Origin of the sequence: Schauerella aestuarii, assembly GCF_009866805.1 — a bacterium.
GTDB lineage: Bacteria > Pseudomonadota > Gammaproteobacteria > Burkholderiales > Burkholderiaceae_B > Schauerella > Schauerella aestuarii.
Map to the genome: position 1 here is coordinate 61226 of NZ_SIZW01000040.1, position 15912 is coordinate 77137.

The 15912-nt window shown below is 64.3% G+C and carries 14 protein-coding genes and 1 pseudogene; 7 read left to right on the forward strand and 8 right to left on the reverse strand.

Annotated features, from left to right (window positions below; all coding sequences use genetic code 11):
• Positions 1 to 28 precede the first annotated feature (28 nt).
• From EYW45_RS07065 to mpl, 8 genes and pseudogenes are all read right to left on the reverse strand, one after another.
• Positions 29 to 862 carry a symmetrical bis(5'-nucleosyl)-tetraphosphatase gene (locus EYW45_RS07065; RefSeq protein ID WP_161134696.1) on the reverse strand — a complete coding sequence of 278 codons (834 nt, stop codon included), beginning with the start codon at positions 860 to 862 and terminating at the stop codon, positions 29 to 31.
• Positions 859 to 2037, reverse strand: a complete 1179-nt coding sequence (lptG, locus tag EYW45_RS07070; RefSeq protein ID WP_161134697.1) for an LPS export ABC transporter permease LptG — start codon at positions 2035 to 2037, stop codon at positions 859 to 861. Before lptG ends, EYW45_RS07065 begins: the two co-directional genes overlap by 4 nt.
• Before the next feature lie 62 nt (positions 2038 to 2099).
• Positions 2100 to 2843, reverse strand: coding sequence for a monofunctional biosynthetic peptidoglycan transglycosylase (gene mtgA, locus EYW45_RS07075; RefSeq protein ID WP_161135364.1), 744 nt, complete (start codon positions 2841 to 2843; stop codon positions 2100 to 2102).
• Between the two features lie 20 nt (positions 2844 to 2863).
• Positions 2864 to 3751 carry a shikimate dehydrogenase gene (gene aroE, locus EYW45_RS07080; RefSeq protein ID WP_202444656.1) on the reverse strand — a complete coding sequence of 296 codons (888 nt, stop codon included), beginning with the start codon at positions 3749 to 3751 and terminating at the stop codon, positions 2864 to 2866.
• Between the two features lie 86 nt (positions 3752 to 3837).
• Positions 3838 to 4740: an energy transducer TonB family protein gene (locus tag EYW45_RS07085; protein WP_328703600.1), complete on the reverse strand. Its 903-nt coding sequence runs from the start codon at positions 4738 to 4740 to the stop codon at positions 3838 to 3840.
• Positions 4741 to 5031: 291 nt separating this feature from the next.
• Positions 5032 to 6897, reverse strand: a pseudogene (locus tag EYW45_RS07090) (ribonuclease catalytic domain-containing protein); the annotation flags it as partial.
• Positions 6898 to 6942: 45 nt separating this feature from the next.
• Entirely contained in the window at positions 6943 to 7566 is a 624-nt protein-coding gene (locus tag EYW45_RS07095; protein WP_161134699.1) for a YqiA/YcfP family alpha/beta fold hydrolase, read from the reverse strand.
• Complete coding sequence (gene mpl, locus EYW45_RS07100; RefSeq protein ID WP_161134700.1) at positions 7563 to 8948, reverse strand: UDP-N-acetylmuramate:L-alanyl-gamma-D-glutamyl-meso-diaminopimelate ligase; 1386 nt, start codon at positions 8946 to 8948, stop codon at positions 7563 to 7565. The genes EYW45_RS07095 and mpl overlap by 4 nt, the downstream gene beginning before the upstream one ends.
• A gap of 149 nt (positions 8949 to 9097) precedes the next feature.
• Here mpl and EYW45_RS07105 point away from each other — a divergent pair, with 149 nt between their 5' ends.
• The 7 genes from EYW45_RS07105 (at position 9098) to EYW45_RS07135 (ending at position 15864) form a co-directional block, all read left to right on the forward strand.
• Entirely contained in the window at positions 9098 to 9652 is a 555-nt protein-coding gene (locus tag EYW45_RS07105) for a TlpA family protein disulfide reductase (RefSeq protein WP_161134701.1), read from the forward strand.
• A 98-nt stretch (positions 9653 to 9750) separates the two neighbouring features.
• The gene (aroQ, locus tag EYW45_RS07110; protein ID WP_161134702.1) at positions 9751 to 10185 is read left to right on the forward strand and encodes a type II 3-dehydroquinate dehydratase; all 435 of its coding nucleotides are present in this window, start codon (positions 9751 to 9753) and stop codon (positions 10183 to 10185) included.
• 89 nt (positions 10186 to 10274) lie between these two features.
• The gene (gene accB, locus EYW45_RS07115) at positions 10275 to 10727 is read left to right on the forward strand and encodes an acetyl-CoA carboxylase biotin carboxyl carrier protein (RefSeq protein ID WP_161134703.1); all 453 of its coding nucleotides are present in this window, start codon (positions 10275 to 10277) and stop codon (positions 10725 to 10727) included.
• A 1-nt stretch (position 10728) separates the two neighbouring features.
• Complete coding sequence (gene accC / locus EYW45_RS07120; protein WP_161134704.1) at positions 10729 to 12075, forward strand: acetyl-CoA carboxylase biotin carboxylase subunit; 1347 nt, start codon at positions 10729 to 10731, stop codon at positions 12073 to 12075.
• 35 nt (positions 12076 to 12110) lie between these two features.
• Complete coding sequence (prmA, locus tag EYW45_RS07125; protein WP_161134705.1) at positions 12111 to 13031, forward strand: 50S ribosomal protein L11 methyltransferase; 921 nt, start codon at positions 12111 to 12113, stop codon at positions 13029 to 13031.
• A gap of 19 nt (positions 13032 to 13050) precedes the next feature.
• The gene (locus tag EYW45_RS25010; protein WP_161134706.1) at positions 13051 to 14907 is read left to right on the forward strand and encodes a DUF3426 domain-containing protein; all 1857 of its coding nucleotides are present in this window, start codon (positions 13051 to 13053) and stop codon (positions 14905 to 14907) included.
• A gap of 18 nt (positions 14908 to 14925) precedes the next feature.
• Positions 14926 to 15864, forward strand: coding sequence for a carbohydrate kinase family protein (locus EYW45_RS07135; protein ID WP_161134707.1), 939 nt, complete (start codon positions 14926 to 14928; stop codon positions 15862 to 15864).
• Positions 15865 to 15912: the final 48 nt, after the last annotated feature.

Consider the following 15912-nt stretch of genomic DNA (forward strand, 5'->3'; position numbering starts at 1 on the left):
GTTGTCGCCGTCGCGACCCGTATCGCAATCAATGGTCGTGCGGATCCAGTGAGGATTCGCATTCGATTTGCACCAGCTTGTGGTCTTGCAGGCGCATGGCCGTGAGCTGTCCGCCCCATACGCAGCCGGTGTCCAGGCAGATGGCGTCCGACCGAATCATCAGCCCCAACGTCGACCAATGGCCGAAAACGACGGTGATGTCTTTGGTGGCGCGCCGCGGCACGTCGAACCACGGCACCAGCCCTGCCGGCCACGCGCCCGGAGCGACCTTGGTGTCGAACTCCATGTGACCCGACGGCGTGCATAGCCGCATGCGGGTGAACGCATTGATGATCACGCGCAGGCGCTTGCTGCCCTTGAAATCGTCCTTCCAGTTGACCGGTCCGTTGCCGTACATCTTCTGGAGCACTTTCTGCCAGTTCGGACCGCGCAATGCCTCCTGCACTTCGCCGGCAAGCGCGAGGGTTTTGTCCACATCCCATTTGGCCAGGGTGCCGGCATGCACCAGCAGGTGTCCTTGCGCGAAGTGGGCCAACGGCCGGTTGCGCAACCAGTCGATCAGCTCATTGCGATCGGGTGCGCGCAGGATGTCGTCGATGGTGTCCGATTTGCCGGGCCGGCGTACGCCGGCGGCGGCGGCCAGCAGATGCAGATCGTGATTGCCCAGTACCGCCACGGCGCGGTCGCCCAGCGCCTTGATGCGGCGCAGTGACGCCAGCGACCGCGGGCCGCGATTGACGAGGTCGCCGGCAAACCAGAAGCGCGCGTCGGGATCGGCGGCGATGTCGGGATGTGCCAGCAGTTGATCGAGGGAATCGCAGCAGCCTTGTATGTCGCCAATCATCCAGATACTTGACGTCATACGGCAGCCTTTCTCCACGGCCAGCGGCGCTGCACCAGATTGGCGATGGCGTGCCGGGATTCCATGCGGGTCAGCGCACCCAGCGCCAGCAACAACGCGCCCACGTTGGGGCCAATCGCCGTCACCCAGGGCGGCCACTTGCTGAGCATGCCTACGTTCAGGGCCAACTGGTTGATCATGAAGAAGCCCACGCCCAACAGGATGCCGACGAACACCTTGGCGCCGACGCCGCCACGGCGGGTTTGCATGAAGGCAATGGGCGCCGCGATCGTCATCATCACCAGCAGCGTGAAGGGATAGACGAGCTTGCGCCACAGTGCGACCACTTGTCGCTCCGAGGACAACTGGTTGACGTGGAGATAATCGATGTAGTCGATCAACGTGGCCATCGACATTCGCTCAGGCGTCAGCACGCGCGCGAGCAGGCGCTCGCCGGTCAGCGAACTGCCGAATGCAATATTGGGCACACGATCGACCGACAGCAATGTTTCGCGATCGGGTTCGGCATCGCTCAACGCATCGATGGCATTGGGCTTGAGCCGATTGGCGGTGACGTTCTCCATCACGAACTTGCCGTCATTGAACCGGCCGCGCTCGGCGACGGACATTGAAAGCAACTGCTGACCTTTGTCGAATTCGTACGTATTGACGCCGGACACCTGACCGCTGGCCAGGAGCTTGGCCACGTTGATGATGCGGGTGCCGCCTTCTGCTGTGGGTTCCTTGAACCAATAGCCGCTGACCATCTGACCGCCGCCTGCGCGGCCGCGGTACTCGAGGCTCGCCTCGCCGCTCTTGATCTCTGCCCACGGTGTGGCGTATTCCGAGAGCAGCGTGGCGAAGATCATGGCCGGGATCGTGACCACCCAGAGCATCACCATGAGTCGCATGCCACTCACGCCGGATACCCGCAGGATGACGAGTTCGTTGCGTTGGGCAAGCCCTGCGAGCGCCAGGATGGAACCGATCAACAGCCCGATGGGCAGCAGGTCGTAGAGCCGTGTGGGCACCGCCAGCGCCTGCATGTACAACAGGGCCAGCACGGTGAACTTGTCGCCGACGTTATCGAGATCGTCGACGAGTGCGAAAAAGGTAAACAGCCCCAGCAAAGCCAGAATGACGACGGTGCTTGAGCGGTAGATTTCGCGAGCCAGATAGCGGCGAGCAGTACGCATGAATCGAATGAGAAGGAAGGTGACGCCCAACGTTGCAGCTTAACAAATCCTGCAGGGTCGGGTCAGGGTATATCGACCATGCGCATGCGGCGTTGAATCGTGCCGCTGCGGTTGCCTAAGTAGGTTGTCACACCGCGTTTATCGTAGTAACGCGGATTGGGCAGCATGACGGCCAGCCGCGCAGCCTGCGCGGCGTTGAGCTGCGCCGCAGAAGTCTTGTAATAATGCCGGGCAGCGGCCTCGGCGCCAAAAACGCCCACCCCCCACTCGGCCACGTTCAAATACAGTTCCAGAATGCGTTCCTTGGACATGACATGTTCGATCATGTAGGCGAGCACCAGTTCCTGGCCCTTGCGCACATAGGTGCGTGAACCCGAAAGAAAAAGGTTTTTCGCCAATTGCTGCGTGATCGTCGAGCCGCCCCGTATCTTGGCGCGCGCGAGCTCGGCCTGGGCCTGGTTGTACTCCCAGGCTTTGCGCACGGCATCCCACTCCACGCCTTCGTGCTCGGTGAAGCCCGTGTCTTCCGAGGCGATCACCGCACGCTTGAGCGACGTACTGATCTTGTCGTAGGGCACCCAGGTGTATTGCAATTGCGCATCGGGATTGGTCTCGCGCAAGCGCGAAAGTTCGTCGCGCATGACGGCGCTGCTGCTGGGCGGTTGGTAGTTGTACCAAACGACGCGGCAAAACAGCCACAACTGATAGGCGATGATGAGGATGGCGAATGCCATCAACACGCCGGTCGCGATGCGCAGCCATGAGCGGCGCGGTTTGCCGCCGCCGGGCGCATTGCGTACCGCCATCGAACGTGCGGGCCGGGCCATCAGGCGCGCTTGCCCAACGATCGACGCAGCGCGTCGAGCACCGGCGCCGGGTCGGGCCGGATGCCGTGCCAGATGAAGAAGCTCTCGGCCGCCTGCCCAACCAGCATGCCGAGGCCGTCGGCTGCGGCATGGGCGCCGTCGGCCGTGGCCTGACGCATGAAGGGCGTGGGTTGCGCACCGTACATCATGTCGTAAGCCAGGGCGCCCGGCGCATACAGGCCGGCGGGCAGATCCGGGGGCGCGTCCCCCAGGCTGCTGGCGCTGGCATTGATCACGATATCCCAGCCTTCGGGTTGCGCAGCTGAGGCCAGGTCGCCCGCAGTGACGCGGCCGCTGTCGTCGAGTGCGGCCAGCGCCTGCGCCCGGGCCGGCGTGCGGTTGGCGACATGCAGGGCGGCGCAGCCGGTGGCCAGCAAGGGATGCAGCACGCCGCGGGCAGCGCCGCCGGCACCGACCATCAAGATGCGCTTGCCCTCGAGTTGCCGCCCAAGACGTCGCAGGTCGGCAACCAGCCCGATGCCGTCGGTGTTGCAGCCGTGCACGCCGTCGGCTTCCATCCAGAGCGTATTGACGGCTCCGGCACGCTGGGCCCGTTCGCTCAAACGCGAACCGGCCAGGGCGAAGGCCTCATGCTTGAACGGCACCGTCACGTTCAGCCCCGTGCCGCCCGCCTCGAAGAATGCTGTGGCCGAGGGCACAAAGGCGTCCTCCGGCGCGTCGCGCCGGTCGTACGACAGCGCGATGCCCGTTTGCGCGGCGAACGCGGCATGGATATCGGGCGAACGGCTGTGCGTGACGGGGTGGCCGATAACGGCGAAGCGTGCGACGGCGCCGGCATGGGGGGCATCGATGATGCGGCCCGTGTGAGCCACGGCGGCGGTGCCCATCGATGGCGTTTGCGTCGTGGTGGCGCAGGCGGTGGTAGCCGTGGAGGCGGAATCGGGTTTTGCGGCAGCAGTCATGGCAGGATCGGTCATTGGGCGCGCATGTCGAGCGTCTCGTTAACGAAATGCCACGTGCGCGTAATCGAAAGCGTACCCGCCTGGCTGGCCAGCGCCGGGGGAAAACGGTCGAACGGCGCGGCCAACTGAATGATGCGTCGTGCCGCCTGATTCAGCGCCGGGGAGGCCGCCGGGCGGTCGATGGTCAGGTTGGCGATACTGCCGTCGGCATTGAGTGTGACGGTCATGCGTAGCGAGCCGTAGAGCCTGCCGCCGGCGCTGTCGGGGTAATGGGCTGTGCCGACAGCTTCGACCCGGCTGCGCCAGGCGGCTACATAAGCGGCCTGCGCGGCGGCGACCGCCGCCGGAGCGTCGACGGTGCGCCGAGGCGCCTGGTTGCCCACGGTTTCCTGTGGCGCGAGGGCGGCAAGCCGGGCGTTTTGAATCCGTGCGGCCTGATCGGCGTCGTTATCCCCACCGCTGCCTGCGGTCTCGGGCGTATCGTCGGCGGGGGGCGCATCGGGTGCAGCGCGCGCCGTGGGCGCCAATTGGGTCAGCAGGCGCGTGCGCTCGGCTTCCAGCTCGGCCTGGCGTTTACGCAGCGCCTCCAGCACGATGCTGTCGGGCGAGTCGTCCGTGCGGGGCAGGGCCGACGCGGCAAACCCCGTTTGCGCAGTGCCGCCACCATCCACATTGACCTGTGCCTGCAGGGTGCTCTGCGGCGGGGCGGTGTCGGTACGGGCGTTGACGATGGCGACTTCGAGCGTGTTGTCGGCCAGCGCCGGTCGCGGTCCACCACCGCTGTGCCAGGCGAGCAACCCGGCATGTACCCCGAGCGACACCGCCAACGCGATCCACAGTGTCGACAGTGCCCGCGCCCGGCGTTCGCGGGCGTGCCTGTCCGTCGTCGAGAGGGAAAAGTCTAACGTTTGCACATCGGCATTCTAAGCCGGACGCGCTTGGGCAGCATCTTCGGCAGTATCCGCCGCCGCGTCGCGTGCATTGACCGGTGCCGCCGCGGCAGCAGGCATCGCGGCATCGATCGCCGTGGCGTCGTCGGAGTGGCCATCGGGCGAGTCGACAGGCGCGCCATCGGCTTTCGCTGCCAGTACTTCGGGGTCCTGATCCAGGCCGGCGGGGGCGCCTACCTCTTCGGCACCGCTCTCGGCGAGATCCGCCGCCAGGGAGACGGAGGGCGCGCCGGACTGATCGGCGCGTGTCTCACGGTAGGCTGCGTCCAGTTCGAGCGCCAACTCATCCGCGCCGAAGATCTCGATGTCGACCTCGGTGCCGCGCGGCAATGCCGGCATGCCGGAGATGCGTGTGACGAGCGGGGCATTGCCCAGGCGCACGAGATCGTCGCGCAGCACGGACGCCGTCGTGCGCGTGAGCCCTTGTTGCGCAACCCAACGCAGGCACCAGTAGCGTTCCATGCCGTTCTGGAAATCGGCCCAGGCGGCGTACTGCGTTTCGAAGGCGCTGATGATGGCAAACAAATCCGCATCGCGCGGTTTGAAAGGGGCCACCAGTCGCGCCGATACGCCATGCTCGACCGCCGCGATCAACTGCCATTGATTGACGAGATCCACATAGCGACGCAGAGGCGACGTGCACCAGGCGTATTGGGGAACGCCAATGGCTTCATGCGGCAGCGCTTGCGTGCTCATGCGTACGCGTCCGGCTTGCTGCGAGCGATAGATGCCCGGCAATCCGGTTTCGGCCAGCAGGCCACCCCATACGTTGTTGGCGAGGATCATGTACTCGGCCACCATGCGGTCCAACGGCGCGTTGCGTTGGCGCGGCACCAGGCGAACGGGCGTATCGGGATCGTTAGGATCCCCATCCAGGTAGAAGCTGTATTCCACCCGTGAGTTGTTTTCGGGCTTGCCGCGCACTTCTTCACGCTTGCGCGAGAGTGCTGTGGCCAAACGCCACAGGGGGCGCAGCCAATGGGCATAGGGCATCGCTGCATGTTCATCGTCGAGCGCCGCTTCGGTCACGGCGCCATCCAGATGATTGTGTCGCAGGTTTTCGCGAACGGTGATGCGCTCGACCTTCGTTTCCGTTGCCGTGATGTCGCCGGTGTCCAGATCGGCCGTCACATATAGCGATAGCGCGGGCACAGCCCGCCCGGCGTCGAGCGAAAACGCCGCGATGACCTCGTCGGGCTGCATCGGAATCTTGTCGCCCGGCATGTATACGGTCGACAGCCGCGCGCGCGCAAGCTGGTCGAGTTCGCTATCGCGCGTGACCGACAGGCCGGGCGCCGCGACGTGAATCCCCACGCGGACCTTGTTGTCGGCCAATACCGTTACCGACAGGGCATCGTCGATCTCGGTCGTGGTCACATCGTCGATCGAATAGATCTCGGCATCGGATAGCGGCAGGTCTTGCGTGACGGGCGGCACTTCTACCGGCGGGAAGGCCAGGCCGCGCGGGAAGTTGACCGCGAGGAAGCGACGTTGATGCAGTGCCAGCGCATGCGGCCAGGCGCCCAGGTCCAGCAGGAGGCGATCGGGCCGCTTGCGCGTGCGGGCGCAGGCGGCTTCCAGCGCCTTCCACGCCATGGTGTTCTTGTCGGGGCGAACGACCAGCGACTCGGCCACCTGGGCGATCGGCTCGGGCAGCGTACCCGTGGCCATGGCTTCGACCCATTCTTCGAGCTGCTCTGCCTGACGTTGCTTCTTTTCTTGCGCGGCGAGCGCGGCTTCGAGGATGTCGGGCGGCGCCGGACGATAACGGCCGCGGCCTCGGCGATGAAAATAGATGGGGGCGCTGTGCAGCCGCATGATGACCGCGGCGTGCTCGACCGAACTCGGCGTGTGGCCGAAATAGGAAAGGGCAAGCTCCTGCGCGTCGAATTCTTCCTGTGGCGCCACTTCCCACAGGAAGGGAATGTCGAGTTCGGCAGCGGCGTCATTGGCCTGTGCCATCAACGCGGCGGCGTCAGGCGCGGAAAACGTGAACAGCGTATTGCTGCGTTTGAGTTTGCTGCGCTTGCCGGTCTCGGACTCGATCTGCAGACTGGCGTCCGTTTCGGACAGGATATGCCCGGCCTTGAATTGGCCGTCATCTTCGAAAAAAACAAACATATGAAACGTTCCAACCGGCATGTTAAAGACCATGCCGTATGTAAATCAGGATTGAGGGGTCGCGACGGCGTCGGGCGCGGCGAAGGCGAACACTTCAGGCATCCAGGTTTGAAAATCGGATAGGCCGTGATCGCTGCCGGGAATGATGCGCTGACGCGCACCGGCGTAGAAATCACGCATTTCGGTCCAGTCGAGCACTTCGTCGCCCGTGGCCGCCACTAAAAAATAGCGATCGAGCGACGTGGGGGCGGCAACGGTCAGCGTCCGCAAGGCCTCCACATACTCGGGCTTGAATTCGAAGGGATCGTCGCTGTGAAACTGCGTGTGCGACCCCACCTGCGTGGCCAGGTCGCGGGCAGCATGCACCGCTGGGTTGAGCAAGATGGCCTTGCAGTCGAGCCGCTCGGCCAGCCACGTGGCATAGAAGCCGCCCAGCGACGAGCCGACGACCGTCAGTGCGCGGGGGCCGGCATCAGGGGTCGCGCGCGGTGCACGGTCGAGCAGCGTGGTGGCCAGATCGAGGGCAAGCGCTGCAGCTGCCGCGGGATCGGCTGGGAGTTGGGGGCACGCCCATTGATCTTCGCGGCCGGCTGCCTTCATCGCGTTGGCCATCAGACGTGCTTTATACGATTGCGGCGATGAACGGAAGCCGTGCAGATAAAGAATCATGCTGCCTCGCTTTTTTGTCGCGTGGCAAGCGCATCCAGCAATTTGCCGTGGATGCCGCCGAAGCCGCCGTTGCTCATCACGACGATGTGATCGCCCGATCGTGTGGCTGCAACGATGGCCGCAACCAGGGCGTCGATGTCGTCATAAGCGTGCGCGCGCGTGCCGAGCGGGCTCAGGACTTGGGCCGGGTCCCAGCCCAGAGCGTGCTTGCCGGTGGCGGCGCCGAAGCAGAATACTTCGTCGGCAGTGGCCAGGGCCGGCGCCAGACGGGCAGCCATCGTGCCTTGCTTCATCGTATTGGAGCGCGGTTCCAGTACCGCCACGATACGCGCGTGCCCGATCTGCTTGCGAAGGCCCGCCAGCGTGGTGTCGATGGCGGTGGGGTGGTGGGCGAAATCGTCGTACACCTTCACCCCGTCGATCGTGCCGCGCAATTCCATCCGCCGCTTCACGCCGCCGAACGCATTGAGCGCGGCGATGCCGGCATCGGGCGCCAAGCCGGCGTGCTCGGCGGCAGCGAGCGCAGCCAGGGCATTGCTGCGGTTGTGTTCGCCGGTGAGGTGCCACGAGATTCGGCCAGCGCGCACGCCGCGATGCAAGACGTCGAAGTGGCCGTCGCGATCGACCTCCGATGCCGCCCAATCGCCGTCCGCACCGAAAGTGACGCGTTCGGACCAGCATCCGCGCTCAAGGACGCGCGCAATCGCGTCGTCATGGTGCGGCACGACCAATCGGCCGTTGCCGGGCACGGTACGCACCAGATGATGAAATTGCGTTTCGATGGCGGCGAGATCGGGAAAGATATCGGCGTGATCGTATTCGAGGTTATTGAGGATGGCGGTGCGCGGTCGGTAGTGCACGAACTTCGAGCGCTTGTCGAAAAATGCGGTGTCGTACTCGTCGGCCTCGATCACGAAATGGCGCTTCGCAGAATCGAAACGCGAGGAGGTGACGAGATCGGGCGCGATGCCGCCGACCAGAAAGTTGGGCGCAAAGCCTGCATGCTGCAGCATCCACGTGAGCATGGCGCTGGTCGTGGTCTTGCCATGCGTGCCCGCCACGGCGAGCACATGCTGGCCAGGGAGTACATGATCACCCAGCCATTGCGGGCCGGACACATAACGTGCACCGCTGTTGAGGATCGCTTCCATCAACGGATTGCCGCGGCTGACCACGTTGCCGATGACGAAAAGATCGGGGGCGAGCGCGAGCTGCTCCGCCCCGAATCCTTCGATCAGGTCGATCCCTTGTTCGGTGAGCTGCGTGCTCATGGGCGGGTAGACGCCCGCATCGCATCCTGTGACGCGATGGCCGGCCGCGCGTGCAATCAGCGCGAGTCCGCCCATGAAGGTCCCGCAGATACCTAATATGTGTAGATGCATGCCGTACCAACGAAAGTGAGTCTGCAGCCCCATTGTAGTGGAGCGTGTCAGCCCCCTTTGCGGAATCAGACGAATTACCCGCTCGTGCCGGACTCGCGTGCCTTGTCTACATCGTGACGCATCTATGGGCAAACAGGTATCATCGCACCATGAAGCGACGTAATTTTGTCTATGGCGGGTTGGCAGCCATCGCCATCGGTGCGACGGGTTACGCGGTAACGCGCGGCGACTCTCCTCGAAGCGCCGGGCCCCAAGCCGCCGATCCCAAGCCTGCAGCCGCCGACGGCGGTCTCGCCACGTTGATGGGTCAGACCTTGCCCGACGTCGACGGCAAAATGACGGCGCTTTCGCAATGGGCAGGTAAACCGTTGTTGGTCAACTTCTGGGCAACGTGGTGCGCGCCCTGTGTGAAAGAGATGCCGGAGCTCGATGCGCTGGCGCGGGCCTATCCAAATGTGCAGTTTGTCGGTATCGGCATCGACTCACCTGACAATATTCGCGCATTTCAGCGTAAAGTGCCCGTAAACTACCCGCTATTGGTGCTGGAAAACAATGGGGTGGAACTGCTGCGTGCCATGGGCAATGGTCCTGGCGGCTTGCCGTTCACCGTCATCGTGCATCCCCAAGGGCGCGTCGAGCGCCATATCCTGGGTCAGATCGATGCCGATGACATTGCCAAAACCCTGTCGCGGATTACGGCGTAACCTTTCTGGACAAATGCAGTGATTTGTCGTACAAAGGCGCCTTATCGTCGACGTTCACGGTAGTTGTTGCCGGGCTTTCCGGTGCTTTTCCCCCTTCCATGGCCCAACGCATCCTTGTCCTGCACGGACCCAATCTCAATCTTTTGGGCAAGCGCGAACCCGGTATCTACGGGCGCGTGACCCTGGCTGAGATCGACGCTCGTCTGCACCAGCTTGGCGCCGAGCTGGGCGTGACGGTCAGTACCTACCAAAGCAATCACGAGGGTGCGCTGGTCGATCGCATTCAGGCTGCAGCCGGTGACGGTACCGACTTCATCGTGATCAATGCCGCCGCCTACACCCACACCAGCGTTGCCATTCGCGATGCCCTGTCAGGCGTAGCGCTTCCGTGCGTTGAAGTACATTTGTCCAATATTCACAAGCGCGAATCGTTTCGACACCATTCCTACATTTCCGATATCGCAGTTGGCGTCATTGCCGGACTGGGCGCGGAGGGGTACGAATCGGCCGTGCGGTTTGCGTCGCGGCAGTGACTGCGCTGGCGCATCATTCATTCACCTTTTTCATTCCCGGCGATCGCGCGTGCGACGGTCGCCGTCAACACTAACGGGAAGCAGCTTTCATGGATCTCAGAAAACTTAAGACGTTGATCGATCTGGTTGCCGAGTCCGGCATCGCCGAACTCGAAATCACCGAGGGCGAAGGCAAGGTTCGCATCGTCAAGTTCTCGCAAACCTTGCAGCCCGTGGCCTATCATCAGCCCGAGCACGGCTACGCGCCGGCGCCTGGCGCCGCACCCGCTGCTGCGCCGGCCGCGCCCGAAGCGCCGCCCGTGGTGTCGGGTCATGTCGTGAAGGCGCCGATGGTCGGCACATTCTACCGCTCGCCTAATCCCGGCGCGTCGCCGTTCGTCGAAGTGGGTCAAACGGTCAAGGAAGGCGATCCGCTGTGCATCATCGAAGCGATGAAGCTGCTCAACGAGATCGAAGCCGACAAATCCGGCGTCATCAAGGAAATCCTGATCGAGAACGGTGAACCCACCGAATACGGTCAACCTCTCTTTGTCATTGGCTGATATGTTCGAAAAAATTCTGATTGCCAACCGCGGCGAAATCGCGCTGCGGATACAGCGCGCATGTCGGGAACTGGGCATCAAGACCGTTGTGGTGCACTCGGAAGCCGATCGCGATGCCAAATATGTGCGGCTGGCCGACGAGTCGGTCTGCATCGGTCCGGCGCCTTCCCGCGAAAGCTACCTGAACATGCCCGCGCTGATCTCGGCGGCCGAAGTGACGGACTCCGAGGCGATTCACCCGGGTTACGGCTTCCTGTCGGAGAACGCCGACTTTGCCGAGCGCGTCGAAAAAAGCGGATTCGTCTTCATCGGCCCGCGTCCGGAAACCATTCGCCTGATGGGCGACAAGGTCAGCGCCAAGCACGCGATGATCGAAGCCGGCGTGCCGGTGGTGCCCGGCTCGAAGGGCGCGTTGCCCGACGATCCGCAGGAAATTCTGCAAACCGCTCGTGAAGTCGGTTATCCAGTCATCATCAAAGCGGCCGGCGGTGGCGGCGGACGCGGCATGCGCGTCGTCTACACCGAAGCGGCGCTGCTGAACGCAGTCACGATGACCAAGGCCGAAGCGGCTTCGGCGTTCAACAATCCTGAAGTCTATATGGAGAAGTTCCTTGAGAACCCGCGCCATATCGAGATCCAGGTGTTGGCCGATGGCGGACGCAATGCCGTCTGGCTGGGTGAGCGCGATTGCTCGATGCAACGGCGTCACCAGAAAGTGATCGAAGAAGCGCCGGCTCCCGGCGTTGCGCGCCGCTTGATCGAGCGCATCGGTGAACGGTGTGCCGAGGCTTGCCGCAAGATGGGCTATCGCGGTGCGGGCACGTTCGAGTTTCTGTACGAAAACGGCGAGTTCTATTTCATTGAAATGAACACCCGGATTCAGGTCGAGCATCCCGTGACCGAACTGATCACGGGTGTGGATCTGGTGCAGCAGCAGATTCGGATTGCGGCCGGCGAGAAGTTCACGCTGCGTCAGCGCGATATCGAATTCCGCGGTCACGCCATCGAATGCCGCATCAATGCCGAGGATCCGTTCCGTTTCGTGCCCAGCCCCGGCCGGATCACCAACTGGCACGTGCCGGGCGGCCCGGGTGTGCGTGTGGATTCGCACGTGTTCAACGGCTACTTCGTGCCGCCCAACTACGATTCGATGATCGCCAAGATCATCACGTACGGCGACACGCGCGATCAGGCCCTGGCCCGCATGCGCATCGCCTTGTCCGAAATGGTGGTCGAAGGTATTTCGACGAACGTGCCCCTGCATCGCGAGTTGCTGCAGGATGCCCGCTTCATCGAAGGCGGTACGAGCATTCATTATCTTGAGAACAAGCTGGCGCAACGCCCGTAAGGGGCGCCTTGCCAGCAGACTGCGGAACTGTCGTCATGCGTGAATTAGTCCTCCATTGTCGCGACGCCGAGGCGGAAGCCATGTCCGACGCGTTGTTGGAGGCGGGCGCCTTGTCGGTATCGGTTGAAGATGCCGATAGCGACACGCCCGACGAACGTCCGCTGTTCGGCGAACCCGGCACGGAGCCCGATGTGCTGGCCTGGGGCCACAATCGGGTGGTGGCGCTGATGCCCGACGGCACCGACCCGGCGCAGATGGTGGCGCAAGCCACGGCTGCCAGCGCCGCATTTGCCGCGTGGGAAGCGTGGACCGTGCGCGAGGTGCCCGACGCCGATTGGGTACGCCTGACGCAGTCGCAGTTTCAGCCGATCCCCATCGCCGGCCGTCTCTGGATCGTGCCCAGTTGGCATCGGGACGATCCCGCGGTGCCCGGACTGGACGACGCGGGCGCCGACGGCCGCATCCACATCGAACTCGACCCGGGGCTGGCCTTCGGTACCGGCAGCCATCCCACGACGCACTTGTGTCTGGAATGGCTCGAAGCCACCTTGCCGGAGGGCGCGACGGTGCTCGATTACGGCTGCGGCTCCGGCATCCTGGCCATCGCGGCCGGCAAGCTTGGGGCGAGTGAGGTCACCGGTGTGGACATCGACGAACAGGCCGTGCAAGCCACGCGCGATAATGCTGCCGTGAATCATGTGACGGTCGAGGCGCTGTTGCCCGATGGTCTGGCAGACGGGCAGTATCGTGTGGTGGTGGCCAATATTCTGTCCAATCCGCTTAAAGTGCTGGCGCCGATGCTCAGCGGCCGCGTGGCCGAAGGCGGCGATCTGGTGCTCTCCGGCGTACTGGCGCGTCAGGCCGACGAGGTCGCGGCAGCGTACGCGCCGTGGCTCGCCATGACCGTCTGGCGTGAGAAAGACGGCTGGGTGTGCCTGCACGGCCGCCGCGTTTGACGGCGACCGCGCACCCATCATGGCGTCGTTAACTACCCGTTGCCCGCAATGTGGCACCGCCTTCAAGGTGGTGGCCGATCAGCTGCGGGTTCGACAGGGGCTCGTGCGCTGCGGCGTATGCAGTGCCGTCTTCGATGGCTATGCTCGCCTGATCGGCGAGGCGGAAAGCGTGCCCCCGGCACCTGCCGTAGCCCACCCGATCGCCCCAGCACCGTATTCGTCACCGGTCGCCTTGCCGCCGGTGACGCCAGCGCCGCCGGCGGCTACCCCGCGGGCGCCCGTCGACGACGCCGATCCGCCATGGGCGATGCCGCGTGCCACGCTCCCCGAGCCTTCGGCGAACGCGTATCTCCGTACCCCGCGCGTTGCCGCATCGCCTGCATCGCAACCGCCGTTTGACGCTTCCATACCCGCGCCTGCACCGGCCCCGGAACCGGCGGTCTTGCGCGATCGTTCGCATGCGTCGCGCCGCTCGCGCGACGACGAGCAGGACGATCGTCCGCCTCGCGATGCCGATGCCGAAGATGAGGATCGCGATCCTCAGGCCGGCGTCTCCGGCCGCGGCCCGGCCTATCCGTCGCCGTACCGCGGTAGCGGTGGCGACGATCAGGCCGCCGGGCTGCGCGCGGCCGGTTTCGGCTACGGGCGCACGCAAGCCGACACCGAACGCGCCGACGATTACCACAGCCGGGAACCGCATCATGCGGGTTACCGCAGTGACGACTACGCCTCGAAAGACTATCTGCTCGAGCGCAACGACAGCGACGGCCGCACCCCGGCCGGCGCCGCCGAGCAGCACGACGACGAGCAGGACGACGACGAGCGCTTCACGCCGCGCGCCGAGGCCGGGTGGGGCGCGGATCGCAGCCCGAGCACGCCCGTGCGCAATCCTCGTTTCGATCTGAGCGATGACGACGTGCCGTCGCGCCGCGAAGATGAGGATGAAGACGACGGGCCGTATGCGCCTGCACCCGCCGTGTCGCCTTGGGACAATCGCCGCGAGCCGGCCGTGTTCACACAGCCGCGCGCGGCCGTCGGCCCGGCCGATCAGTGGGGCCGAACGGGGCAGCCGGCGCGCAATGCAGGACCCCGCGATGCGGCGTTCTATCTCAACGACGACGACACGCCGGCGGCCGACGCGCGCGAGCATGACGAACGGTATGCCCCGGATGCGCGCGATATTCGTCCGACGCGCGTAACGCTCGACGATGATCTGGCCGACGACAACGTGGCACGCGACGGGCGTGACGATGAGTGGGACGACGATGACCAGGACGCGGCGCCGGTCGTGCGGGGTGAGACCCGTGTACGCCAGAGCGGCGACCCGCATGCTGGCGCCACGCCGCCCGAGTTCATGGACGACGAGGTCGAACGCCAGAGTACGTTCGGCCGGTGGTTCTGGGGCACGTTGTGCGTGGTGGCCCTGATCGCTCTGGCGTTGGCCAGCATCTGGACCTACCGCAACGCGATCGTGACCTCGGCCCCGCAGTTGCGGCCCGTCATGGCGCAATTGTGCGCGCGGATGGGTTGCGAGGTCGGGTATGCGCGCCGTATCGATCGCATCGCGATCCTGTCGTCCTCGTTGCAGCCCCCTGCAGGTGGATTCACGACGGAGCCGGGCCGCAACCGCTTGATCATGCGTGCCGTGATCCGCAATCGTTACAACATGCCGCAACCGTTGCCGGCATTGACGCTGGAACTTACCGATTTTTCCGACACGATCGTGGCGCGCAAGGTGCTGCGGCCCGAGATGTATTTGCCGGCCAATGTTGCCGCTCAGCCGTTTGCGGCCGAGGGTGAGTTGTCGGTGGCGGTGCCGATTGATGTGACCGATCTGCAGGTCAACGGCTACCAGATAGGTAAATTTTTTCCTTGATAAGGGAAGGCGATAACGATGGCGAGTTCCGTGCTGGTATGTGGGTCCATGGCTTTCGACACGATTGCCGTGTTTGAAGGGCGCTTCAAAGATCATATTCTTCCGGATCGCATCCATTCGCTCAGCGTGTCGTTTCTGGTCCCCCAGATGCGCAAGGACTACGGCGGTTGCGCCGGCAACATCGCCTACGGCTTGAAGCTGCTGGGCGGCAATCCGCTGCCGGTGGCCACCGTAGGCGAAGACGCCACCGATTACCTGGAGCGCCTGCGCGGCATGGGTATCGATACCGAACATGTGCGCGTGATGCCCGGCACGCTTACCGCGCTGTGCTACATCACGACCGATCTGGACGATAACCAGATCACCGCCTTCCACCCTGGCGCCATGGCTTTGTCGGCCGAAAACGATATTTCGGGCGTGAAGGCCGATTGGGCCATCGTGGCACCCGACGCCAAGGCAGGCATGTTCGCGCACGCCGAGCGGCTGCATGCCACTGGCGTGCCGTTCATTTTCGACCTGGGTCAGGCCATGCCGTTATTCGACGGCGCGGATATCGCCCGTATGGTGGAACTGGCTGATGTGCTGACGGTCAATGACTATGAAGCAGGTGTGGTCGAAGAGCGCGTGGGCAAGTCGCTGGGCGAGATTTCCAAGGGCGTGCAGGCACTCGTGGTCACGCACGGCGCGCGCGGCGCTACCCTGTGGCAGAAAGGGAAGGACACCGCCATCGCGCCCGTTGCGGCCGGCGAAGTGGTGGATCCGACCGGTTGCGGCGACGCCCATCGGGCCGGCTTGCTGTACGGGCTGACTTCCGGAATGTCTTGGGTGGACTGCTGCCGCCTGGCCAACGTGATGGGTGCGCTCAAGGTGAGTGCGCGTGGCACGCAGAATTACGCCCCCTCGCGAGCCGAGATCGCCGCGCAACTGCAGGCCGCGTACGGCATTGCACTTCCGTAATATGCGTAGCAGCCTGTTGCGCTACTGCTAATTTTGTTGCTTCATGCA

Coding starts and splice junctions, on each gene's coding strand:
- aroE (WP_202444656.1), bottom strand. CDS start 3,751: ATGGGCACCGCCGCCGTGGCTCACACGGGCCGCATCATCGATGCCCCC.
- lptG (WP_161134697.1), bottom strand. CDS start 2,037: ATGCGTACTGCTCGCCGCTATCTGGCTCGCGAAATCTACCGCTCAAGC.
- prmA (WP_161134705.1), top strand. CDS start 12,111: ATGCGTGAATTAGTCCTCCATTGTCGCGACGCCGAGGCGGAAGCCATG.
- aroQ (WP_161134702.1), top strand. CDS start 9,751: ATGGCCCAACGCATCCTTGTCCTGCACGGACCCAATCTCAATCTTTTG.
- EYW45_RS25010 (WP_161134706.1), top strand. CDS start 13,051: ATGGCGTCGTTAACTACCCGTTGCCCGCAATGTGGCACCGCCTTCAAG.
- mtgA (WP_161135364.1), bottom strand. CDS start 2,843: ATGGCGGTACGCAATGCGCCCGGCGGCGGCAAACCGCGCCGCTCATGG.
- mpl (WP_161134700.1), bottom strand. CDS start 8,948: ATGCATCTACACATATTAGGTATCTGCGGGACCTTCATGGGCGGACTC.
- EYW45_RS07105 (WP_161134701.1), top strand. CDS start 9,098: ATGAAGCGACGTAATTTTGTCTATGGCGGGTTGGCAGCCATCGCCATC.
- EYW45_RS07065 (WP_161134696.1), bottom strand. CDS start 862: ATGACGTCAAGTATCTGGATGATTGGCGACATACAAGGCTGCTGCGAT.
- accC (WP_161134704.1), top strand. CDS start 10,729: ATGTTCGAAAAAATTCTGATTGCCAACCGCGGCGAAATCGCGCTGCGG.
- accB (WP_161134703.1), top strand. CDS start 10,275: ATGGATCTCAGAAAACTTAAGACGTTGATCGATCTGGTTGCCGAGTCC.
- EYW45_RS07135 (WP_161134707.1), top strand. CDS start 14,926: ATGGCGAGTTCCGTGCTGGTATGTGGGTCCATGGCTTTCGACACGATT.
- EYW45_RS07095 (WP_161134699.1), bottom strand. CDS start 7,566: ATGATTCTTTATCTGCACGGCTTCCGTTCATCGCCGCAATCGTATAAA.